The organism is Primorskyibacter flagellatus (assembly GCF_900176485.1).
In the GTDB taxonomy this organism is placed as follows: Bacteria; Pseudomonadota; Alphaproteobacteria; order Rhodobacterales; family Rhodobacteraceae; genus Primorskyibacter; species Primorskyibacter flagellatus.
Genome location: NZ_FWYD01000002.1, coordinates 518,603 through 539,514 on the forward strand (window position 1 = coordinate 518,603; position 20,912 = coordinate 539,514).

General features: G+C 56.7%; 21 protein-coding genes and 2 pseudogenes. 14 read left to right on the top strand and 9 right to left on the bottom strand.

Features of this window, described 5'->3' with window-relative positions; genetic code table 11:
- Window positions 1–207: 207 nt before the first annotated feature.
- From B8991_RS05310 to B8991_RS05320, 3 genes are all read left to right on the top strand, one after another.
- Window positions 208–1,527 carry a UDP-glucose dehydrogenase family protein gene (locus tag B8991_RS05310; RefSeq protein ID WP_084351032.1) on the top strand — a complete coding sequence of 440 codons (1,320 nt, stop codon included), beginning with the start codon at window positions 208–210 and terminating at the stop codon, window positions 1,525–1,527.
- 237 nt (window positions 1,528–1,764) lie between these two features.
- The gene (locus B8991_RS05315) at window positions 1,765–2,568 is read left to right on the top strand and encodes an NAD-dependent epimerase/dehydratase family protein (RefSeq protein WP_268876728.1); all 804 of its coding nucleotides are present in this window, start codon (window positions 1,765–1,767) and stop codon (window positions 2,566–2,568) included.
- The gene (locus B8991_RS05320) at window positions 2,565–3,176 is read left to right on the top strand and encodes a sugar transferase (protein WP_084351036.1); all 612 of its coding nucleotides are present in this window, start codon (window positions 2,565–2,567) and stop codon (window positions 3,174–3,176) included. The genes B8991_RS05315 and B8991_RS05320 overlap by 4 nt, the downstream gene beginning before the upstream one ends.
- 14 nt (window positions 3,177–3,190) lie before the next feature.
- Here the strand turns inward: B8991_RS05320 and B8991_RS05325 are convergent, their stop codons facing one another.
- Together B8991_RS05325 and B8991_RS05330 are read right to left on the bottom strand one after the other, a co-directional pair.
- Window positions 3,191–3,874, bottom strand: coding sequence for a YjbF family lipoprotein (locus tag B8991_RS05325; RefSeq protein ID WP_084351038.1), 684 nt, complete (start codon window positions 3,872–3,874; stop codon window positions 3,191–3,193).
- Complete coding sequence (locus B8991_RS05330) at window positions 3,871–5,922, bottom strand: YjbH domain-containing protein (RefSeq protein ID WP_084351180.1); 2,052 nt, start codon at window positions 5,920–5,922, stop codon at window positions 3,871–3,873. The genes B8991_RS05325 and B8991_RS05330 overlap by 4 nt, the downstream gene beginning before the upstream one ends.
- A gap of 301 nt (window positions 5,923–6,223) precedes the next feature.
- Here B8991_RS05330 and B8991_RS05335 point away from each other — a divergent pair, with 301 nt between their 5' ends.
- From B8991_RS05335 to B8991_RS05385, 11 genes and pseudogenes are all read left to right on the top strand, one after another.
- Window positions 6,224–7,069 carry a flagellar motor protein MotB gene (locus B8991_RS05335; RefSeq protein ID WP_084351040.1) on the top strand — a complete coding sequence of 282 codons (846 nt, stop codon included), beginning with the start codon at window positions 6,224–6,226 and terminating at the stop codon, window positions 7,067–7,069.
- Between the two features lie 109 nt (window positions 7,070–7,178).
- Window positions 7,179–8,480: a flagellar hook protein FlgE gene (locus B8991_RS05340; RefSeq protein WP_179141428.1), complete on the top strand. Its 1,302-nt coding sequence runs from the start codon at window positions 7,179–7,181 to the stop codon at window positions 8,478–8,480.
- Window positions 8,481–8,507: 27 nt separating this feature from the next.
- Window positions 8,508–9,959: a flagellar hook-associated protein FlgK gene (flgK, locus tag B8991_RS05345; protein ID WP_084351044.1), complete on the top strand. Its 1,452-nt coding sequence runs from the start codon at window positions 8,508–8,510 to the stop codon at window positions 9,957–9,959.
- 8 nt (window positions 9,960–9,967) lie between these two features.
- Complete coding sequence (locus B8991_RS05350) at window positions 9,968–10,969, top strand: flagellin (RefSeq protein ID WP_084351046.1); 1,002 nt, start codon at window positions 9,968–9,970, stop codon at window positions 10,967–10,969.
- 8 nt (window positions 10,970–10,977) lie between these two features.
- The gene (locus tag B8991_RS05355; protein WP_084351048.1) at window positions 10,978–12,075 is read left to right on the top strand and encodes a flagellar basal body P-ring protein FlgI; all 1,098 of its coding nucleotides are present in this window, start codon (window positions 10,978–10,980) and stop codon (window positions 12,073–12,075) included.
- Between the two features lie 201 nt (window positions 12,076–12,276).
- Window positions 12,277–14,304, top strand: a complete 2,028-nt coding sequence (gene flhA, locus B8991_RS05360; protein ID WP_235866551.1) for a flagellar biosynthesis protein FlhA — start codon at window positions 12,277–12,279, stop codon at window positions 14,302–14,304.
- Entirely contained in the window at window positions 14,301–15,071 is a 771-nt protein-coding gene (locus B8991_RS05365; RefSeq protein WP_084351053.1) for a flagellar biosynthetic protein FliR, read from the top strand. Before flhA ends, B8991_RS05365 begins: the two co-directional genes overlap by 4 nt.
- A gap of 3 nt (window positions 15,072–15,074) precedes the next feature.
- Complete coding sequence (gene flhB / locus B8991_RS05370; RefSeq protein WP_084351055.1) at window positions 15,075–16,163, top strand: flagellar type III secretion system protein FlhB; 1,089 nt, start codon at window positions 15,075–15,077, stop codon at window positions 16,161–16,163.
- Complete coding sequence (locus tag B8991_RS05375) at window positions 16,160–16,573, top strand: hypothetical protein (RefSeq protein WP_084351057.1); 414 nt, start codon at window positions 16,160–16,162, stop codon at window positions 16,571–16,573. The genes flhB and B8991_RS05375 overlap by 4 nt, the downstream gene beginning before the upstream one ends.
- A gap of 190 nt (window positions 16,574–16,763) precedes the next feature.
- Window positions 16,764–16,853, top strand: a pseudogene (locus B8991_RS22385) (transposase); the annotation flags it as partial.
- Window positions 16,854–16,870: 17 nt separating this feature from the next.
- A pseudogene (locus B8991_RS05385) lies at window positions 16,871–17,110 on the top strand (integrase core domain-containing protein); the annotation flags it as partial.
- 53 nt (window positions 17,111–17,163) lie between these two features.
- Here the strand turns inward: B8991_RS05385 and B8991_RS05390 are convergent.
- From B8991_RS05390 to B8991_RS05420, 7 genes are all read right to left on the bottom strand, one after another.
- Window positions 17,164–17,367: a hypothetical protein gene (locus B8991_RS05390; protein ID WP_084351062.1), complete on the bottom strand. Its 204-nt coding sequence runs from the start codon at window positions 17,365–17,367 to the stop codon at window positions 17,164–17,166.
- Window positions 17,368–17,455: 88 nt separating this feature from the next.
- On the bottom strand, window positions 17,456–17,959 hold the full coding sequence (locus tag B8991_RS05395; RefSeq protein WP_084351064.1) for a hypothetical protein: 504 nt from the start codon (window positions 17,957–17,959) through the stop codon (window positions 17,456–17,458).
- A gap of 8 nt (window positions 17,960–17,967) precedes the next feature.
- On the bottom strand, window positions 17,968–18,699 hold the full coding sequence (gene flgH / locus B8991_RS05400; protein ID WP_084351066.1) for a flagellar basal body L-ring protein FlgH: 732 nt from the start codon (window positions 18,697–18,699) through the stop codon (window positions 17,968–17,970).
- Complete coding sequence (gene flgA, locus B8991_RS05405) at window positions 18,696–19,115, bottom strand: flagellar basal body P-ring formation chaperone FlgA (RefSeq protein WP_084351069.1); 420 nt, start codon at window positions 19,113–19,115, stop codon at window positions 18,696–18,698. The genes flgH and flgA overlap by 4 nt, the downstream gene beginning before the upstream one ends.
- A complete protein-coding gene (flgG, locus tag B8991_RS05410; protein ID WP_084351071.1) occupies window positions 19,115–19,900 on the bottom strand; it encodes a flagellar basal-body rod protein FlgG in 786 nt (261 codons plus the stop codon). The genes flgA and flgG overlap by 1 nt, the downstream gene beginning before the upstream one ends.
- 19 nt (window positions 19,901–19,919) lie before the next feature.
- Window positions 19,920–20,633, bottom strand: coding sequence for a flagellar hook-basal body complex protein (locus tag B8991_RS05415; RefSeq protein WP_084351073.1), 714 nt, complete (start codon window positions 20,631–20,633; stop codon window positions 19,920–19,922).
- Between the two features lies 1 nt (window position 20,634).
- A complete protein-coding gene (locus B8991_RS05420; protein WP_084351074.1) occupies window positions 20,635–20,904 on the bottom strand; it encodes a flagellar biosynthetic protein FliQ in 270 nt (89 codons plus the stop codon).
- Between the last annotated feature and the right edge of the window lie 8 nt (window positions 20,905–20,912).

Below are 20,912 nucleotides of genomic sequence, written 5' to 3' on the forward strand. Positions count from 1 at the left end.
TTGCGAAGCCCATCTCTTCAGCCTTGGTCCGAAGGAGCGGGTATCTTTCACGGTCGGTATAGTAGGGTCGTTCAGTTGGGCCGCGTCGTATCTTGCGTCACAAATACACGAATTTCTGCAAGATTTACCGTCTGCCGACCGTGGTTGTTGACGAAAGGCCGCAAAGACCGCAAAAACTCCGCCAATTGAATGTGAAAGGAAGCTCCCATGAAGATCGCAATGATCGGGACGGGTTATGTTGGGCTGGTTTCAGGGGTCTGTTTCTCTGATTTCGGTCACGAAGTAGTTTGTGTGGACAAGGATCCCCGCAAGATCGAGCGGCTGGAAAACGGTGAAGTTCCGATTTTTGAGCCGGGTCTTGACCTACTTATGAACAAGAACGTCGAAGCCGGCCGCCTGACCTTTACCATGGACCTGGAGAAGGCAGTGACCGGTGCCGATGCGGTTTTCATCGCGGTCGGGACACCCACGCGTCGCGGTGATGGTCACGCGGATTTGACCTATGTGATGGCCGCCGCGGAAGAGATCGCGCGCGTTGCCAAGGAATATGTGGTGATCGTCACCAAATCGACCGTCCCGGTCGGGACAAACCGTCAGGTCGGCGAGGTCGTCAAAAAGGCCAACCCGTCACTGGATTTCGATGTTGCCTCGAACCCCGAATTTCTGCGCGAAGGCGCGGCGATTGACGATTTCATGAAGCCGGACCGCGTGGTTGTTGGTGTTCAGACTGATCGTGCGGCAGAAGTGATGGCCGATATTTATCGGCCCCTGTATCTGCGCGACTTCCCGATCGTGACCACCGATCTGGAATCCGCCGAGATGATCAAATATGCCGCGAACGCCTTTCTCGCCACCAAGATCACCTTTATCAACGAGATCGCCGCTTTGTGCGAAAAAGTCGGCGCGGATGTAAAGCAGGTGTCAAAGGGCGTCGGCATGGACAACCGGATCGGCAACAAGTTTCTGCACGCAGGTCCGGGCTATGGTGGATCATGTTTCCCTAAAGATACCAAGGCGTTGGCACGGATAGGCCAAGAACATGCGGTCCCGATGCAGATCACCGAAACGGTCATCAAGGTCAATGAAGAGATCAAGCGCCGGATGATCGACAAGCTGCTTGATCTCTGCGGCGGTTCGTTCAATGGCAAGACGGTCGCCGTGCTGGGCGTGACATTCAAGCCCAACACCGATGATATGCGCGACGCGCCTTCCCTGACCATCGTGCCCGCGCTTGTTGGCGGTGGGGCGAAGGTTAAGGCTTGTGACCCGCAAGGACGCCACGAAGGAGAGGCGCTTTTGCCCGGCGTGACCTGGGTCGAGGATCCCTATGAGTCCGCTGACAAGGCCGATCTGGTTGTGGTTCTGACCGAATGGAACGAATTTCGCGCGCTGGATTTGAAGCGGATCGCGGAGAGCATGACGACAGCTCGTTTGGCGGATCTGCGCAACGTCTACTCACCGACGGACGCAGAACGCGCAGGCTTTGTGGCGTATGAAAGCATTGGTCGCGAGGGTTATACGCGCTGAACAATCATATGTCCGGTGCAACATCGGACATATTTCTCGACGGACTTTGGGACGCGGCGCGCATGACAAACGGTCTTGGTCGGCTCGGTTGAATTGGTCAGACCTGTGCAGCTGCGATGCGCATGCTTTCTTGTCAGTTTGTCGCCGAGATGGAGAGGGTCGGTTCTGGAAGGTGTGACCGGAATGACGCAAATAAAGCGGGCGCTGCTTCTTGGTGCAGGTGGCAAGCTGGGGACGATGTTCCGGGCTGCCTGGGAAAACGCGCCACCGCCGGGATTTGAGCTTGTCTCAATTTTTCGCGACCCTGTCACTCCGGAAGGTGGCGTACGGTGGCAGCCGGGCGACGGGCCTCTGCAAGTCGGTCCGGTACATGCGGTGATTGCACTTTGGGGCGTAACGCCGGGGCAGCGAGCCGATCTGAGTGACAATGGAATATTGGCGATCGAGGCTCAAACCCTTGCTCATCAACTAAACGCAGAACGTGTGCTGCATTGCTCGTCCGCCGCAATCTACAAGCCGTCATTACATCCGCTGTCAGAGGACATTCCAGGCGATCCGCAGAATGATTACGGCCGCGCCAAACTGGAGATGGAGCACGCGGTTGCGGACTGGTATGCGGCGCATCCATACGGGCCGAAGCCTTGCCTGATGCGGATCGGCAATGTTGCTGGTGCGGACAGTCTGTTTGCCACGATGCGCGCCAGCCCACATGTCACTCTGGATAGGTTTGCAGACGGGCAGGGGCCTCGCAGAAGCTACATCGCACCGCAAGATTTTCTGCATGCCCTTGTAGGACTGCTTCGTTGTCCCTTGGATGACGCGCCTTTCCTGGTCAACATGTCGGCTCCGAAAGCGACGTCGATGCAGGCGATTGCAGAAGCCGCCGGCTGCGATATTGCCTGGAAGGAAGCGTCTGAGAATGCCAATGCCCTGGTGGAACTGGACACGACGCGCTTGCAGAAGATTGCCCCTTTACCCATGTCTTCAGCGGACCCCGATAGGCTGTTAGAGACTTGGCGCAGTAGGGCGGAGACGCAATGACTTCGGCAAAACGCCTGACCGATCTGATCTGCGCTGCCTTGCTGGCAGTCGTTTTGCTGCCTGTTGGAGTACTGATTGCCGCGGTTTTGCTGATCAAGGAGGGCCGTCCGATCTTCTACATTTCGGAGCGGATGAAATCTGTGGATGAAGGGTTTCAGCTTTGGAAGTTTCGGACCATGAGCGTTGACCCCGCCGATAGTGGCGTGTCGGGCGGGGACAAGTCGTCGCGGATTACGCCAGCGGGCCAATTCCTGCGTCGGCACAGGCTCGACGAAATTCCGCAGCTTTGGAATGTGCTGCGTGGTGATATCAGTTTCGTAGGACCGCGCCCGCCTTTACGGCGCTATGTCGAGCAGTTTCCGGAAATTTACCACGAAGTTCTGAAGTCGCGCCCCGGGATCACCGGGATGGCGACTTTGGCTTATCATCGTACTGAAGAGCAGTTGTTGGCACCTTGCCAGACGGCAGAGGAAACCGAGGCCGTCTATACAAAACGCTGTGTACCCAGAAAGGCGCGTTTGGATCTGATATACGCACAGCGCAGGACGGTGTGTGGCGACCTAAAGCTGATGCTGGCGACGGTGTTCCGGCGTATCTCACTCCATTAAGGTCACGGGCACGGCTATTTCCGAAGCTGCTGCGCCGCAACATACCCTGTGAACGTTCCAAGCCATTGCCTTGTGCTGACAATGTCGCCGGCGCCATCCACGAGGTAGGTATTGCTGAACGAACCGTCCGGCCCGATGCATTGCGCTGTCATTTTCTGGGCTACGGTGTTGATCGCACCCAGTTTCACCGGTGCCGTACCGTCACGCGAGACTGCGCAGGTATATTGTGACGTTGCCGTGACATCCTCGCCGGTCAAAAAGCGCATCGTGTAGGGCGCTGAACCGCCGGATTTGCGCGAGACCAGGGACAGCAACGCGTTTTCTTCGGATGACATCAGATCGCCACCAAGCCCGCGTGTCGATGTAATCATGCCACCGCGGAAGGTCAGCGTTTGCCGTTGTTCGGTTGCGTAAGTCCGGTAGTGTCCGTTTTGAGCGATCTGAATGACCAGCGCACTTGCCTTGCGGGATTCAACCGTTACCAGCGCCAGTGGTCCGGCCTTTGTCGCGAGAGCCTGATTGATCTGTGCGACAGTGACCTGCGGCGGTTCCGTCTTGCGCGATCTCGCCACCGTGCCGTTCACCAACTGTTTAAACACTTCCGTGCGCTGCTCTTGGGCCGTGTCGTTGCCACAGGATGCCAGCCCGATCAGTGCAGCAAGGGCGAGGAGGACGCGTGAAATGCGTGGTATGATCATCTCCAGAACTTTCCCCAGGTCTTGGCCAATTCCGGCCGGTGGTAATCACGGACCTGTTCGTACAACCGTCCATCAACATTCAGCCGTGCGCCGCCATCCCGGGTCAGAGACTTGATCTCGGCGTTGTTGGCCTGACGAGAGGGCTGTCCCAGCACCCAGCCCAGCGGGATCGACAGCCGAATGCCCTTGTCGAAAGAGCCTTCGCCAAAATCGTCATAAGAAACATCAGTAAAGGTCGCAAAAGCCCCGACACGCCAGCCGTTTGCAAATTCACGGTCCAGCGCGACAGTGGCACCATAATCGCCTGCAAGATAGCGGCCCACATCCAGCTGCCCGTGAAAGCCGTTGCCGAAATCGTAATAGGCCGAGGCGTGGCCAGTCAGAACCTCATAGTCCCGAAGGCCCAGCATCTGATCATAATCGCGCTGCTTGACGAAGTTCAGCTCGACGCCCAAGGCCAGCGGACTGCCGACCTGCTTCCACAGCAACTCTCCCGAGGCACCCGCGTACATCTCTTCAAGGTAGCCCAACGTCACGCGGCTGTAGAGGTTCTTGCCCGGACGTCCATAGGCGGCAAGCGTCAGATGTTCGATCGCCGGATCACCCTCTTTGGAATATTTCGCATAGTCGGTTCGCACGCGGGGCAGTCCTGATGGGTCATTACGCGTTACATCATCCAGATTGCCGCCGATTTTCTTGGTCACGGCGCCGGACAGCACGAGATTCGGCAAAACCCGGTAATCAGCTTTCAGGCGGACGCCCGCGTCGGCGCGCACGGGGTTGTCCGGATCAAATGCGCTGAGCGCGATATACGGATTGAACGCCCAGGTGAAGCGCGGATAAAGTCCGGCTTCGGGGGCAGGGGCCATGTTATAGCCATCCAGAATGCGCGCCTTCGCCAGCATTTCTGTCGCGGCATCATTTTCAAGCGCCTCAAGATCGCTTCGCTGGATTGATACGGCAGACATGGCCATTCCGTTGACAACGGGGACGATGACGAATTCTTCCACCGAAGCCGGCAGGACGCGGCTCATGGCGCGTGCCGTACGACCAATTGCTTGCGGCGCGGCACCGTACCGTGGATTGCGAAGCCGGATCGTGGCGCGGCGTGGTTCAAGCTTCAGCGCTTCTAAAACTAGGCCCTCGCGTTCCAAGGATGATTTCAAGGCAGATTTTGCATTGGCCGATGTCGCGGCAGAGTCCGTTGTCCACCCCAGGTCCTGCACCGCGGCCGGGCTTCGAACTGCAACCGGAAGCGGTGCAGTTTCGGTGCCACCGGGGACCTGAGCGCGCTTGGGGTTGGTAAAGAGCGTGAACTGTGCGCCGACTTCGGTCCCGTATACATGATACAAGGACAACTGGTTGCCATTGTTAAAGCGATAGTCAATCCCGTAGTTCCACGGAGATTCCCGATCAAACTGTCCGGTAGTGCTTTCCTGAACGTAGTCGTCCGAAGAGTATTCCAGCTTAAATGTCAGGCTTTTGTTCGGCGAATAGCTGACCCCGCCGAAAGGCGCAACATCACCCCGGAACCAGCGATCGTAGGTCGGCACGCCACCCTGACCCAAAAGCTCTGCCGGGCGGTCACCCGTGTCGCCGATGGCACCATAGCTGCCCAACCGACCCCAGCCCAAACCGCCGGTGACGCGTAGTCCCGGCACCAGCTCTTTTGTAGCGACAAGGTATTCGCCGCCATAAAGACCGGTTCCGATGAAATCCTGAAGCCCCACGGTGATCGCCGGAAGGGTCTGTGTTTCGGTCAGAAGTTCATAGCGCAGATCGAAACTGCGGTCGAAATATCGCCCATTGACGTTGCCCGGTGCCGGAAAGTTCTCGATTGCCGAGTAGCGGAAGCTGCCGGACAGGCGGGGCGTGATCTGGAAATTCAAAGTAGCGCGCGTGGTGTCGCCAAACCGCGAAACGGTGGTTGCCAGCGTTGCATCCGGGGCGGGGCCTGCGGTTGGCATGTCAATCAGACCAGGGCTGCCATATAGGTTGTACCCCGGTAAGCCTTGCGCAAGCGCCAGTGTACTCGGCAGCGCTGTCATCAGTGCAAGAATGCTCGCGGCGCACAATGCTCGGCCACGCCAAGAGCCAGTGTATCTTGTCAGGCCGGTTTGCGTCATGTCTGGATCCGTTCGTCGTGTAGGCGCATCTTTCTTTTGCTAAGCCAATGGCGCACGCAAGTCTATTGCCTGAAGGCTCACAGCAAAATGTTTGTGGGATAAACGGCACGTCTGGCCGTATCTGACGGCCGCGACGGCAATTAACTGCTCATTTTTAATTGTTAAGGGGGGCGTAACGGTTGCCTTGATAGGTCTGAAGTCGGGTGAGAAAAAGGTGGTAGATATGGTTGCGCAAACAAATGCGTCGCCGGTTGTCATCATCAAACGGAAAAAGGTTGTTGCGGCCGACGGACACCATGGTGGTGCTTGGAAGGTTGCATATGCGGACTTCGTGACCGCAATGATGGCCTTTTTCATGTTGATGTGGCTTCTGAACGCGACAACGGAAAAACAACGTCAGGGCATCGCGGATTATTTCAGTCCGACCATCGCGATCAGTCGGATTGCCGGTGGCGGGGATGGAAATTTCGGTGGAAACAGCATCTTCACGGAAGATGCCTTGCCGCAGACCGGGACCGGGTCAAGCAGCCTGCGACCGACAGAATCCAACCAAGCGCGTGGATGGTCGGATGCTGGCTCGGACGAGGATAAGGACGATGCCCAGGATGAACAGTTCGCCGCTGTGGAAGAAGCGCTTTTGGGTCGAAGTGGCGAAAGTATGCTGGCGGACGAGATGCTTCGGCACATCGTGACCAAAGTGACGGATGAAGGGCTTGTGATCGAGATGCACGATCTCGAAGAAACACCGCTGTTTACGGATGACATGGAGCCGACAGCAATGTTGGAGTCGATTGTTGCGGCTCTTGCCGAGGCGTCTAAAATTGTCACCAACCCGGTAGCGATCGAGGGCCATGTCCGGTCAGTCCCGGTTGTGATGACATCCCGGCCAGTGTGGGACCAGTCCTCCGCGCGCGCTGATGCTGTCAGAAAGCTTCTTGAATCAGAAAGACTTATGCCAGAACGCTTTGCAAGACTGACGGGACATGCTGATAGGGATCTGGCAAACTTCAATCCGATGTCCGTACGCAATAACCGTGTTGAGGTCATCTTCCTTCGCACCAATATCTGAACATGAAGAGAAACTTGATGAAGGAAATTCAAGGTCATTAGCGGGCTGTTAAGCGAGCGAGCGTATCTGTTGCTCAGAGATCGACTCGATGCAGCAGAAGGGCTCGCGTATGACCATTTCCAGTTCGCTAAATGCAGGTGTTGCCGGGCTTGCAAGCAATGCCACACGGCTTGGTACAATTTCCGACAACATCTCAAACTCTTCCACCTACGGATACAAGCGGGTGGAAACGGATTTTCAGTCGATGGTGCTGGCGTCAGGCGGTGGTACATATTCCGCGGGCGGAGTCAGGGCGACGACACAGCGACTGATTGGCCAGGACGGCCCGCTTATTTCGACCTCCAACGCCAACGATTTGGCTGTCCGCAATCGCGGGTTTCTGCCGGTGGCGCGGGCCACGGATGTGGAAGCAGGGAACGGCAATCCAAAGATGCTGCTGACCACGACAGGGTCGTTTCGGACAGATTCAGAAGGGTATCTGCGCAGCACGAATGATCTGATGCTGCTCGGCTGGCCGGCAAATTCGGACGGCAGCATTGGAACTTTTTCTCGCGATTCCAGCGACGGGCTTGAACCTGTGCGCGTCAACCTGAATCAGTTCTCTGCTGAACCCACAACGCGGATGTCATTGGGTGTCAATCTGCCAGCGACCATGACGGATGCGGGATCGCCAGGAACCGCGCAGCCTCTCTCGGTTGAGTATTTCGACAATATGGGCCGTTCGGAGAATATAGAGGCAAGCTTTACACCTACGGTGCCGGCTTCGGGAACTTCGAATGAATGGACCATGGTGCTGCGTGACAGTGCCTCGGGCGGCGCTGTGATTGGCGAATATACGCTGACATTCGACGACAGTCGCGGCTCTGGCGGCAACCTCGCCAGCGTGACGACAATCTCCGGCGGCACTTATGACGGCACAACCGGCACCGCGATTGTCAATGTGGATGGCGGCCCCATGGAAATCAGTATCGGAAGGCTCAACCAGAATGACGGGCTGACCCAGCTAGGCGACACGTTCGCGCCGCTGGATGTTTCCAAGGACGGTTCGCCGGTCGGCAACATGACGTCGGTGGAGGTCGATGAAACGGGCATGGTTCACGCCTATTTCGATACTGGTATCACGCGCACAATTTATCAGGTGCCGCTTGTTGATGTGCCCAACCCGAACGGGCTCAAGGCTATGGACAAGCAAACTTACAGCCATTCGCCTGAAAGCGGTGCGTATTTCCTGTGGAACTCCGGTGACGGGCCTACGGGCGAAATCGCCACATTTGCACGCGAGGAGTCGACGACTGACGTGGCAAATGAACTGACGGACATGATCCAAACCCAAAGGGCCTATTCGTCCAACGCCAAGGTTATCCAAACCGTCGACGAAATGCTTCAGGAAACCACGAACATCAAACGCTGAAATGCAGGTTGATCCAAGGAGAAGACGATGACCCTGAATGGAGCACTCTCCAATGCGCTGAGCGGGCTGAACGCCTCTGCCCGCGCCACGATCAACGTGTCATCCAATATCGCGAACGCCCTGACCGATGGATATGGACGCCGCGAATTAACCGTCGAAAGCCGGATAGCGGGCAGTCATGGCGGCGTCGCGATCACCGGAACCCTACGTCATGTCGATCCGGTGATTCTGGCGGACCGTCGATTGGCCGACGCAGAGCTTGGCAACGCAAGTGATCTGGCGAGCTTTGCCGCGCGGATGGAGACGGGTATCGGCCTGCCCGGCGAAGCAGGGTCCGTGTCACAGGTAATTGCGGATTTTGACAGTGCGCTTGTCACCGCAGCCTCTCGGCCGGATTCAGAGGAACGGTTGGGAGCCGTCGCGCGCAGCGCAGAGGCGCTGGTCAACACGATCAACACAATATCTGACGGTATCAGCAGCGCTCGCGAAGACGCCGATGCAAAAATCGGCCAAATGGTTGATCAACTCAACACGTCATTGAACAGAGTGGTTGATCTGAACAAGAAAATTTCCAGCGCAATCCATAAGGGACAGGATACGTCAAGCTTTCTCGACGCTCGCCAAAAAGCTGTTGATGAAATCAGCGAAATGATTCCGGTTCACACGGTCGCACGAGAGCGCGGAGCGATTGCAATTTATTCGACGGGCGGGGCAATCCTGCTGGAAGGTACGGCAATTGAAGTCGGCTTTGCAACGACTGGTAAGATCGAACCACAAATGACCTTGGCTGGCGGTCATTTGTCAGGCCTTACATTGAACGGACGTGCGGTTGATACATCTGCCGACAGCGGCGCGTTGCGTGGCGGAAGGTTGGGGGCCCAGTTACAGATCCGCGATGAAACGGCACCCGCCATGCAGGCGACTCTCGACGGGTTGGCGCGCGACCTTGCGGAACGGTTTGGGCCCGGTAGTGCCGATAGTACGATCACGGCTGGCAGTGCGGGCATGTTCACCGATTGGGGGTCACCGTTCGACCCGAGTTTTGAAACCGGCTTCGCCAGCCGGATGGAGCTAAACTCATCTCTTGCGCAGGACGGCGGCAGTTTATGGAAATGGCGCGCAGGTATCGGTGCCACGACCCCAGGCGTTGTCGGGGATTCCGGGCTGCTCAACGGGCTGAAGCAGGCGCTTTCAACCAACACTTTGCCGTCTTCATCCGCGCTGCCAAGCGTCCTGTCCACCCCGGATGCCCTGGCGGCCGGTCTCTTGTCGCAGATGTCATCCTTGCGATTGGGGGCTGATGATACGCTTGCCTATGCCTCCAGCGCCCAGAACACCTTGAAAGAATTGGAACGCGGCCAGGGCGTTGATACCGATTACGAGCTTCAGAAGCTCATGGAGTTCGAAAACAGTTATGCCGCGAACGCTCGTGTCATTCAGACCGTGGATGAAATGCTACAGGCCATTCTCAACATTTAGGAGCGACCATGCAGACACTTGGCGATCTTGCCCAGGGTATGACCCTGCGGTTCCACCAAAGCCGGATAAAATCCGAAATGGGCCAGTTAAATTCTGAAATCGCGACAGGGCAAGTCCGCGACAAGGCAGAGCGCGTCGGCGGTGATTTCCGTCAGCTGGCGGGTATTCAGCATAATCTGACCAGGCTGGAAGGTTACAGCATCGCAACAGCTGAAGCGAGCCAGATTGCCGGTACGTTACAAACCATCCTTGGCAAGGTTCAGGATGAGGCTCAGGCGTTGGCAGCCCCGTTGACAGGTGTCGGAATGAACACTCTGCCGGCCACGCGTGAAGCGCTGGGGACAGAAGCGCTCGATCGTTTGGGTGCGATGATCGGCGCGCTCAATACGCAATCTGGCGGTCGCAGTTATCTTTCCGGGACTTCAACGGACCAATCTCCGCTGGCAGATGTTTCGACCCTGATGACGGCCCTTCGGGGCGCGATTTCAGGGCAGACCACAACCTTAGGGGTGATTACCGCGCTTGACAATTGGTTCACCGCGCCGGCCGGTTTTGACGCTGTAATGTATCAGGGCGGAACCCAGGATCTTGCATCGCTTCGATTGGGCGAAACGGAAACTGCCGATATTGCGCTTCGCGCTGACGATGAAACCTTGCGAAATATCCTCAAGAACACTGCACTTGCCGCGCTGGCGACCGATGCATCCGTCGGTTTGCCAATGGGTATTCAGGTCGATTTGCAAAACCATGCCGGCGCAGCCTTGCTGACGGTCAATGACGACATAACCGATCTGCGCGCCAAGATCGGCACCCTTGAGGCGCGGATTGAAGAGACGTCGATACGCAATGCGGCCGAGGTTTCCAGTCTCTCACAGGCCCGCAATTCACTGTTGGAGGCAGATCCCTACGAAACAGCCAGCCGACTTGAAGAAGTGCAGTATCAGTTGGAAACGGTTTATGCCCTGACGGCGCGTTCCGCTCGCCTGTCCTTGTTGGAGTATCTCCGGTGAAAACTGTGATGAAATGGGTCGCATTGGGAATTTCCTTGTTGATCTCGCTACCCGCGCAGGCGCAATCCATTCGGATCAAAGACCTGGTCGAGTTCGACGGTGTGCGCGGCAATGATCTGGTCGGCTACGGCTTGGTTGTCGGTTTGAACGGAACAGGCGACGGCCTTCGAAACGCGCCCTTCACCGAAGAGATCATGAGCAATATCCTCGAAAGACTTGGCGTCAATGTCTCGGGAGAACAGTTCAGGCCGAAAAATGTGGCTGCGGTCTTTGTGACGTCCGTCTTGCCGCCCTTCGCCCGTGCGGGGGGGCAGGTTGATGTAACAGTGTCGGCCATCGGTGACGCAAAAAGCCTGCTTGGTGGTACATTGGTGATGACGCCACTCAATGCTGCTGATGGCGAAATCTACGCTGTGGCCCAAGGTACGGTGATTGCAGGCGGCGCGTCCGCAGAAGGCGAGGCCGCAGCTGTGATACAAGGCGTGCCCACTTCGGGTGTTATTCCGTCCGGGGCGCGCGTCGAGCGCGAAGTCGACTTCGATTTTTCTTCGCTGTCAACGCTGCGACTCGCATTGCGCGAGCCTGACTTTACAACCGCGGCGCGGATAGAAACGGCGCTGAACAACAATTTTCGGGGGTCGGTCGCGCGCATGTTGGATTCCGGCACCGTTGAACTGAATATTGAACGGACCGGCGCGTCGTCACCGGCCCACGCGCTCGTTCGAGTGGAAAATCTGGTGATCGAACCCGAACGTCGCGCCCGCGTCGTTGTCGATCAGCGCTCCGGCACCATTGTCATGGGGTCCGATGTCCGAATTTCTCGTGTTGCCGTTTCTCAGGGCAACTTAACGCTCAGGATTGCGGAGCAGCCTGTTGCCGTTCAACCCAGCCCGTTCAGCGATGGTGAAACGGTTGTCGTACCGCGCAGTCAGGCCGAAATTACCGAAGAACCCGGCCCAAGTCTTGCCGAGGTGCCCGGCGGCACATCCCTATCAGAAGTCATCGCTGGTCTGAACGCCCTTGGCGTCAATCCGCGCGACATGATTGATATTCTCAAGAGCATAAAAGCCGCCGGCGCGCTTCATGCTGAATTTGTCGTACGCTGACGGCGCGATCGTAAAATCGCGCGTGAATCCCAGATCTCGCAAATTTGATTAACTTTGCGGAAATCTATCGGCCTTAACACAAAAAGGGTTGCTTCAGCACTGTCTAGGACCACCGCGCTGTAGCTATCTTATTGGAGTCGAGACGTGGAATTTCAGTTCAGCGGGCTCTCGCAATCGAAGATCATTCTAACGATCGCGCTGATGGCGACGATTGTGATGATGATCTTGCCGGTACCGGCCTTTCTGCTGGATGTCGGCCTTGCGGCGTCGTTTGCCTTGGCCGTGTTAATCTTCACAGTTACGCTTTTTATCGAAAAACCGTTGGATTTTGCAGCCTTCCCGACTGTGCTTTTGGCCTCGTTGATGCTGCGATTGTCCCTGAACGTGTCGTCGACCAAACTGATCATTGGTCAAGGGCATGAAGGGACGCATGCAGCCGGCAATGTTATTGAGAGTTTCGCCAGTTTCGTGATGAGCGGCAGCGTTTTTCTTGGGCTTGTGGTCTTTGGCGTGCTTCTTATCGTGAACTTCATGGTGATCACCAAAGGTGCCGCGCGTATGGCTGAAGTCGGTGCGCGATTTGCGCTGGACGGGATGCCCGGCAAACAGCTTGCAATTGACAGCGATCTCAGCGCAGGCGCAATCACCCACGAAGAGGCGCGTGCGCGTCGAGAAAAAGAACAGCAGGAAACGACTTTTTTCGGATCATTGGATGGCGCGTCAAAATTTGTGAAGGGTGATGCTGTCGCAGGTCTTCTGATAACGCTGCTTAACCTTGTTATGGGCCTGATTATGGGTGTTGTCGTGCAGGGGATGCCTTTGGGCAGTGCGTTTGAGACCTACGCAATTCTTACAGTTGGCGATGGGTTGGTGACGCAGATCCCTGCCGTCATCATCTCGGTCGCAGCAGCGCTTCTGTTGGCGCGCGGCGGCGCCGTCGGCGCGACAGACGTTGCCCTTATGACGCAGATTGGAAAACACCCAACGGCTTTGGGGACGGTAGCTGTGTTCATGGCGATGTTCGCTCTTGTTCCCGGACTGCCTTTCATTCCGTTCATTTTGGGCGCGCTTGGGTTGGGCAGTGCCGCCTTTATGGTCTCTCGCAATCAGTCCGAGGAAGCAAAAAATTCGAATGACGACGCTGAGACAGAGATCATGCCCAAAGCGCCTCTGATAGGCGATGTTCTTGATCTCGACGACATTCATGTGCAATTCGCGCCGGATCTGGTAAATATGGTGCTCGACCCCGGATCCGGGCTTGATGTGCGGATCACCAATATGCGGAGTCACATTGCGAGCGCTTATGGTCTGATCATGCCGGAAATTCGGTTGACCGACGATGCAAGCCTGTCGAGTGGCACCTATGTCATCAGGATCCAGGGAGTCGAGACCGCGAAAGCCGAACTCAATCCCGACATGGTTCTTGCGCTGGTCCCGGACGCGTCCGACAATCTACCGCCAGGCGCGACTGTAACCGAACCTGTTTACGGTGCGCCCGCGCGGTGGATCAAACCTGCGGATCAGGAAAAGGCTGCACTGACCGGAGCGACTATTGTAACCCCGGCAGAGATCCTTGCCACGCATCTTCTGGAAACCATCAAGCGAAACTTCTCGCGCCTGCTGACGCTGAAGGCCCTAAGGCGTCTGCTTGATGAGATGACCGCCCTTTCAAACGAAACGCGTGCAGATGCAAACCGCAAATTGCTGGAAGAACTTATTCCTGATCGTGTGCCCGTCGACCTTCTACATTCGGTGCTGCGGCTGCTGCTGGAAGAACAGGTGTCGATCCGAAACATGCCGTTGATCCTCGAAGCGATTGCTGAGGCGCGTCGCCTTCACGCGAACCCGGACGGCATTTGTGAGCACGTCCGGCAGAGGCTTGGGTTCCAGTTGGTTTCGACTGTTTCACGCGATGACGGTTCCATTCCGCTAATCCAGCTGGCGCCCGAATGGGAAGACACGTTCAGCCGGTTTCAGATCGAGAGTGACAAAGGCGGGCTGGATGTCGCTCTGCCGCCGGACGATTTTGAACGGTTGACGGCGCGCGTGGCAGAGCAGATCTCCAAGGCCGGAGAGCGCGGTGTCAGCCCCGCCGTCGTTACATCTGGCCGGCGCCGCAGGTTCATCCGAACCGTTTTGGCGGCCAAGGGGATTAACACGCCGGTCCTGTCTTTCGAAGAAATTGGCATCGAAGCTCGGCCGGCGCTTGTCGGTGTGGTGGCAGCATGACTGCAATGGAAAACCTTCTTTCACAAAGCTCGATCTGGCTCTGGGCGCTTTTCGTGGTGTTTCTAAGGATCGGCACCGCAATCCTTGTTCTGCCGGGCGTTGGCGAGCGGAGCATTCCCGTTCGCATCAAGCTGGCAATCTCCGTTGCGCTCAGTCTTGCCGTTGCGCCGTCCATCTGGCCGAACCTGCCGGAAATGAAAGGCGGGCTGGCGGGTTTTGCGCCGCTTGCCGCAAGCGAGAGCACGAATGGTCTGGCGATCGGGTTGTTTTTGAGGCTGTTGATTCTGGGGCTTCAGATCGCGGGATCCATCGCGGCGCAGTCGACATCCCTTTCGCAGATCGCCGGCAATACCGGAGCAGAGCCGATGCCTGCGATCGGAAACCTGCTGACGGTCGGTGGCCTCGCATTGCTTTTCGCCACCGGATATCAGGTCAAGATTGTATTATTCTTGACGAATTCCTACCTGATTTTGCCGTTTGGTGCGTTTCCCGACCCAAGTTCTCTGGCTTCTTTGGGCATTGCCCGTACGGCTAAGGCTTTTGCTACGGCCTTTACGCTTGCGGCACCTTTTATAATTCTGTCAGTACTTTACAACCTGACTCTTGGCGTCATTAACCGAGCCATGCCGCAGCTCATGGTCGCGTTTGTCGGGGCACCGGTCATAACACTGGGGGCCTTGGCGATGATGTTTGTTCTGGCACCCACGCTGCTCGCCGTTTGGGTTCAAGGCTTTGATACGTTTCTGTCCGCGCCGTTGGCCCCCTGACGCATGTCGCAGGGTGACGATGACAGTGACAAAAGTCACGAACCATCCCAGCGAAAACTGGATCAGGCCCGCAAGAAGGGCGAGGTTGCAAAATCGACCGACATCTCGACTTGGGCGTCCTATTTGGGGCTACTTTTGGCATTCTATGCTGTTGGAGCCACGGCGGCGTTTAAATTTGGGTCGTTGCTGGTTGGATTTCTCGATCGACCTGACGATTTGGCGCAGATTTTTTTTAGGCCCGGTGCCACCACGCCAGTTGTCGGCTTAAGCAGTGGAGTTTTGACAAATATCATGCCTTTGTTCGTGTTTCCGGCGGTATTGGTTGTGCTAAGCCTGATTGCCCAACGCGCCCTTGTTTTTGCGCCGACCAAACTGCAACCGAAACTCTCCCGAATTTCCCTCATCGCAAACGCCAAGAACAAATTCGGTCGCAACGGGTTTTTTGAGTTTGGCAAGAGTTTTGTGAAACTTCTCATATATTCAATTTGCCTGGCAGTTTTAATCCGTGCCCGAATGGACGAAATTTTGGGGTCCGTCCGGTCGGATCCAGCAACTGCGATTATGCTGCTCGCCAAGCTGTCGATGCAGTTCCTGATAATCGTCGTGATAATCTCGGCGGCAATTGGGGCGCTGGATTTTTTCTGGCAACATGCAGAGTTGATGCGCAAGAACCGGATGTCACATAAAGAGATGCGTGACGAGCACAAGGAGTCAGAAGGCGACCCATATATGCGTCAGGCTCGTCGTGCCAAAGCGCAGGAAATCGTCGGAAAACAGATGGTTTCTGACGTCGCTCAGGCCGATGTTGTTCTTGTGAACCCGACGCATTACGCGGTGGCTTTAAAATGGAGCCGCGCAGCCGGCGAAGCACCGGTTTGCGTGGCAAAAGGCGTGGATGAAATCGCTCGGCGCATTCGCGAAGTTGCACAGGAAAATGGTGTGCCCATGCATTCTGACCCACCGGCAACACGGGCTTTGTTCGCATCCACTGAAGTCGGGCAGATGATCGCCCCGGAACATTACAAACCGGTCGCCGCAGCCATCAGGTTTGCTGAAGACATGCGGCAGCGCGCGAAAGGGTTTAGAAGATGACCGGCAAACTGAAGGCTCTTGCAGAGATGATGGACATGCAACTCAAACAGCAGATGTCTCAACTCCAGAACATTGAACTGCAACAGAAACAGATCCGGAATGAATTGTCGGAATTGACAACGCTTGGGAAGTCCCGATTTAGTGGCGCATCGGAGCTACAGGCGCGGGCCATCGCGGGCGCGGATTCTGCCTGGCGAAGCTGGGCTACACAGCGGCAAACTCAGCTTAATGGACAATTGGCTTTGTTGACAGCGCGGAAGCTGACACAGTTGGAAGACGTCCGTCGGGCCTTTGCGCGAAATCAGGCTGCCGAGGGGCTGGTGACAAACGCGACGCAACAACACGGCAGAGAACGGATGGCTCGCGACGCTGACAGGTTATTGGAGTTGGTAATCATGAAATCGGGGTAGAAATGGTCAAGCAAGGTGTGGCGATTCAGCTGTGATCTGACAGTTGGTCGCTTTTTTGGCGACGTCTGTCAGTTCACGAACTTTCTCTTCCAGATTTCTTTCCCATCGATCATAGTTTCGATGGATCTGACCTGCCACGGGATTTTTCCGCCAGCGTCGATTAGAGTGCGTAGCAACTTGAGGACGGACGATGAGGCGAAGACGCTTCACAGACGAGCAGATCATCGGCATCCTGTCAGAGCATGACGCCGGCGCGAAATGCGCGGATTTGTGTCGGAAGGTGCCTTTTACAACAGGAAGGCCATATTCCACAACTTGGCCCATGCCCGCGTGGCGATCGCCGGTTGGGCAGACGACTATAACACCAAACGCCCGCATCCGGCCGCAGCTTATCAAACTCCGGTCGACTACGCACGGACCCTGACCACCGCAATCGCCCGCCCCGCTGCACAAGATGAAAGCTCCGCGCGTCGGGCGATTGCTCAACTTGCGCCGATTGGCGTAAACCCTCGGCGTACTCCGGTCGCGGCCGGATGAAAAACTAGTGGCAGGTCAAATCGATAGTGTCACGTTTTGGAAGATGAGAGCGATCAGCAGCAGCTTGACACACATCCGGATAGCGTCGAACAGAGGACAGGCTCGATCTGCGTGGCGGCGTTCATGAACAGTGGGAGTGCCAGCAAGGTTGCCATCAATTGCCCGAACAGCCCAAGGGCGGCGAAACCTGCCCCAAACTGGCGCTGCCGCACAGCGTTCAGAAAGCTGACCACCGCGTCAAAATAGGTTTCGACCATCTATGATGTAGCCGGCCCAGTGATTTGTTGAAGCCTGCATGCGCCAACAACGATATCTGAAAAAGTTGAGATCGAGATACTGGTTTGTTCAGGCGTCCTGTCTGGCAATTTCAACAATAAGCACACTTTTCAGCGCGGGGCCCAGCACTGCACGACCATCCTGATAAAGATCTTGTCGCAGGATATTTAGTTGATTTGACCCCGTGAAATTGCCGTCAAAACCACCAAGATTCGCATGGTCGAACATGGATTGAAGAAAGACGCCTCGTAGCTTCGGTTCTTTGGCGAACACCAAGTCCTTACTTTCGGGCGCAATTTCGAGCGCAAGCGAAACCACCACCAGGGATTTTACGCGTTCGCCATGAACGATCGGAACCACAAACTGATTGTTAAGCTTGACGAATTCGTAGTCGGTGCCGGTGTTTCGCTCATGCTCTTTTCTCTTTGCTGTGTGTTGCACGGCATCAGGACCACAGGGGGCGACGTTCGCTGTGTTCGTCTCTTCAGCTGGTGGTGCCAGAAAAATCGCCGCAGCGATACCAGATCCGGTTCCGATCGCTGCCAAAGTGAGAGGAATTATGAGCTTGATCATGTGGTACCTCAGAAAGGAAGAACTGCATCCAGGACTTGTTGACCGACTCTGGGTTGTTGCATGTCGGAGATCTGCCCGCGGCCACCGTAAGAGATGCGCGCCGACGCAATTTTGTCATAAGTAATTTCATTCATCCGCGAGATGTCCTCCGGGCGGACATAGCCGGAAACAACCAACTCGCGGATCTCGTAGTTTACGCGAACTTCTTGCAGGCCCTCGATGGAAAGGACGCCATTGGGCAGGACATCCGTCACTGTCGCCGCAACGCGCAAAGTCAGCTTTTCATTTCGGCGCACTGAACCATCGCCACTGGAATCACTGGCACTGCTGATCGAAACGGCGTCGTCAAGGCTGCTGCCTTCGGGCATCTTCTCGTTCACCCTTTGCGGCAAGCCGAACAGTTGCGGCAGGCCAAGACTTTCCGACCCGCTTCGTGATCTGGATGTGGCGTTTGAAATTTCGGCTTTTTCATCAATTTCGATTACAACGGTCATGATATCACCGCGCTTCTCGGCGCGTCGGTCGCCCAGCAGCGAACGCCGACTTCCGCTCCACAAAGATGCTTCGTCATGCGGCGCAAGTCGCGTGGTGGTTTCCGGCAAGCCGGCAAATACCATGGCTTGATGTTCCGGGCCCCGGTTGGCCGGCGTGAAATCCGGTGCCTTTCCGATGTGATCCATCCGTCCGCACCCTGCGAGGCCGGCGCAGAGGCCGACGATGATAAGCGTCGTCTTTTTCATTGTGATACAACCACCTGCCCTTGAGGATCGATCTGCCCGAACACGCTGGTTCGGGAACTCAGGTTCATGACGCGGATACGGTCGCCTTCACCGCCGCGTCCCAGTGATCTGCCATCCGAAGTTATCCGCAGGCCGCCCTGCTCGAAAATCAGCGTGACAATGTCGTTTCGGTCAACAATCGCCGGCGGGCCAACGTCACCCGTTCGCACCGGCCTGCCTGCATAGATCGTCACCCGCGCTTCCTGTCCAACTGCGTCTTCGAGGTTGGCTAGCGCGCCGGGGATTGTCGTTTCCGAAACCAGCAGGTCCTGTGCCGACAACAGCATTTGCGCCCGGATCGTGCGCGCGGCGATCAACGTCTCGGCAACTGCGGGCACCGCGAGCAGGCAGAAAAGGGAAGTGAGGAGCGTTCTCATCACCTCACCTGCGTTGTCGCGCCCAGCATCTGGTCCGCGGCGGAAATGACCTTGGCGTTCAGCTCATAACCTCGTTGTGCCTCGATCAATTCAGTGACTTCGCGAACCGCATCGACAGAACTGTCTTCAAGATATCCTTGCCGCAAGGTGCCTAACCCGTCCTCGCCGGGTGACGCGGTCAGCGCCGGACCGGAGGCTTCGGTCTCCACAAAAAGATTGCTGCCCATCGCCTCCAATCCCTTTGGGTTGGTGAAGCCAGCAAGGTTGAACTGGCCCAAGACCTGCGCTTCGGTGGTGTCGTTGAAATAGGCGTAGACCTCTCCATCACCGTTGATAGAGATTGAACGCGCATCGGATGGGATCACGATATCCGGCGCGACGGGAAACCCTTCAGATGTGACGATCAAGCCGTCGGCGCTGCGCTTCAGCCCGCCGTCGCGGGTATAGGCGGCCCGGCCTGACGGCAGAGTGACCTCCAGATAGCCCTGACCATCAATGGCGATATCCAGATCGCCACCGGTCGCCGAGAGCGCCCCTTGTTGCAATTGTACCGACACGGAGGCGGGCCTGACACCCAGTCCAAGCTGAACGCCGGTTGGCAAAACGGTGCCGTCAGAGGCATTTATAGATCCGGCGCGGCTGACCTGCTGGTAGTGCAGGTCGGCAAATTCCGCGCGACGCGCATTATAGCCTGTTGTACTCATGTTCGACAGGTTGTTCGAGATAACCTCGACCCGCATCTGCTGAGCGCTCATCCCGGTGGCGGCAATTTTCAGGGCACGCATTATGCTCTCCTGTAATGATCTATTTGATTAGTGTTTTCATTGCGGTGCGGATGCGTTCGTCTTCGGCATCCATGAAGCTTTGGCCCATCTCGTAGGCGCGCTGTACCTCGATCATGCGGGCAAGCTGACTGATCGGATCGACATTCGACGCCTCAAGAAACCCCTGGATGACACGCGCTTCTTCGACGGGTTCAGACCCAGCCTCGCTGCGGAAAAGCACGCTGCCTTCACGGATCATTTCGCGTGGGTTCACAGGCGCGAAGATACCGATTTGTCCCAGCGGCTGACCATTGGCACTGATCGTGCCATCCGGTGCGATGCTGACAGGCCCGTCCCCGGCGGGCACAAACACAGGCGTCTCGCCCAGATCCAGCACCGGATGCCCGTCCGCAGTGACCAGATTGCCCTGCGCGTCGGGTGTGAACATGCCCGCGCGGGTCAGCCGATTGCCATCCGGCGTCTGCACCATGAAGAAACCATCGCCCTCGATCGCCAGGTCAAATGCGTTGCCGGTCTTGGTCAACTCCCCTTGCGAGAGCGAGGTTTCGGCAACGCGGGCCGACGCCATGGACAGGCTGTCTCCGCCTTTCGAACGCATGATATATTCTGAGAAAAGCAGCCCTTCCTGCTTGAAGCCGGTGGTCGCCGCGTTGGCGATATTGTTGGCGACGACTTGCATTTCGCGCTTCAGGCCGGATTGGCGGGTGAGTGTCGTATACCCTGCGTTTTCCATTCTATCCTCCGATAATCAAAGGCATGAGGTGGTCATGAAAAAAGGCCACCAAGGTTTGTGTCATGAAGCTCATCGAGAGCCAGAAAACGACCACGATCGCGATCATCTTTGGCACGAAAGTCAGGGTCATTTCCTGAACTGAGGTCAGAGCCTGAAACAATCCAACGCCGACGCCAGCGATCAGGGCGACCGTCAGGATCGGGACCGATGTGATCACTGCCACCCACAGCCCTTGTCGCAACGTGTCGTAGAAAATTGCGTCACTCAGCATAATCGCGC

Excerpts from the sequence above, each read along its gene's own strand:
- B8991_RS05350 (WP_084351046.1), top strand. The coding sequence starts at position 9,968 with ATGCAGACACTTGGCGATCTTGCCCAGGGTATGACCCTGCGGTTCCAC.
- flgK (WP_084351044.1), top strand. The coding sequence starts at position 8,508 with ATGACCCTGAATGGAGCACTCTCCAATGCGCTGAGCGGGCTGAACGCC.
- B8991_RS05365 (WP_084351053.1), top strand. The coding sequence starts at position 14,301 with ATGACTGCAATGGAAAACCTTCTTTCACAAAGCTCGATCTGGCTCTGG.
- B8991_RS05420 (WP_084351074.1), bottom strand. The coding sequence starts at position 20,904 with ATGCTGAGTGACGCAATTTTCTACGACACGTTGCGACAAGGGCTGTGG.
- flgG (WP_084351071.1), bottom strand. The coding sequence starts at position 19,900 with ATGCGTGCCCTGAAAATTGCCGCCACCGGGATGAGCGCTCAGCAGATG.
- B8991_RS05310 (WP_084351032.1), top strand. The coding sequence starts at position 208 with ATGAAGATCGCAATGATCGGGACGGGTTATGTTGGGCTGGTTTCAGGG.
- B8991_RS05340 (WP_179141428.1), top strand. The coding sequence starts at position 7,179 with ATGACCATTTCCAGTTCGCTAAATGCAGGTGTTGCCGGGCTTGCAAGC.
- B8991_RS05330 (WP_084351180.1), bottom strand. The coding sequence starts at position 5,922 with ATGACAGCGCTGCCGAGTACACTGGCGCTTGCGCAAGGCTTACCGGGG.
- B8991_RS05355 (WP_084351048.1), top strand. The coding sequence starts at position 10,978 with ATGAAATGGGTCGCATTGGGAATTTCCTTGTTGATCTCGCTACCCGCG.
- B8991_RS05315 (WP_268876728.1), top strand. The coding sequence starts at position 1,765 with ATGTTCCGGGCTGCCTGGGAAAACGCGCCACCGCCGGGATTTGAGCTT.
- flgA (WP_084351069.1), bottom strand. The coding sequence starts at position 19,115 with ATGAGAACGCTCCTCACTTCCCTTTTCTGCCTGCTCGCGGTGCCCGCA.
- B8991_RS05375 (WP_084351057.1), top strand. The coding sequence starts at position 16,160 with ATGACCGGCAAACTGAAGGCTCTTGCAGAGATGATGGACATGCAACTC.
- flgH (WP_084351066.1), bottom strand. The coding sequence starts at position 18,699 with ATGAAAAAGACGACGCTTATCATCGTCGGCCTCTGCGCCGGCCTCGCA.
- B8991_RS05325 (WP_084351038.1), bottom strand. The coding sequence starts at position 3,874 with ATGATCATACCACGCATTTCACGCGTCCTCCTCGCCCTTGCTGCACTG.
- flhA (WP_235866551.1), top strand. The coding sequence starts at position 12,277 with ATGGCGACGATTGTGATGATGATCTTGCCGGTACCGGCCTTTCTGCTG.
- B8991_RS05320 (WP_084351036.1), top strand. The coding sequence starts at position 2,565 with ATGACTTCGGCAAAACGCCTGACCGATCTGATCTGCGCTGCCTTGCTG.
- B8991_RS05335 (WP_084351040.1), top strand. The coding sequence starts at position 6,224 with ATGGTTGCGCAAACAAATGCGTCGCCGGTTGTCATCATCAAACGGAAA.
- B8991_RS05395 (WP_084351064.1), bottom strand. The coding sequence starts at position 17,959 with ATGATCAAGCTCATAATTCCTCTCACTTTGGCAGCGATCGGAACCGGA.
- B8991_RS05415 (WP_084351073.1), bottom strand. The coding sequence starts at position 20,633 with ATGGAAAACGCAGGGTATACGACACTCACCCGCCAATCCGGCCTGAAG.
- flhB (WP_084351055.1), top strand. The coding sequence starts at position 15,075 with ATGTCGCAGGGTGACGATGACAGTGACAAAAGTCACGAACCATCCCAG.
- B8991_RS05390 (WP_084351062.1), bottom strand. The coding sequence starts at position 17,367 with ATGGTCGAAACCTATTTTGACGCGGTGGTCAGCTTTCTGAACGCTGTG.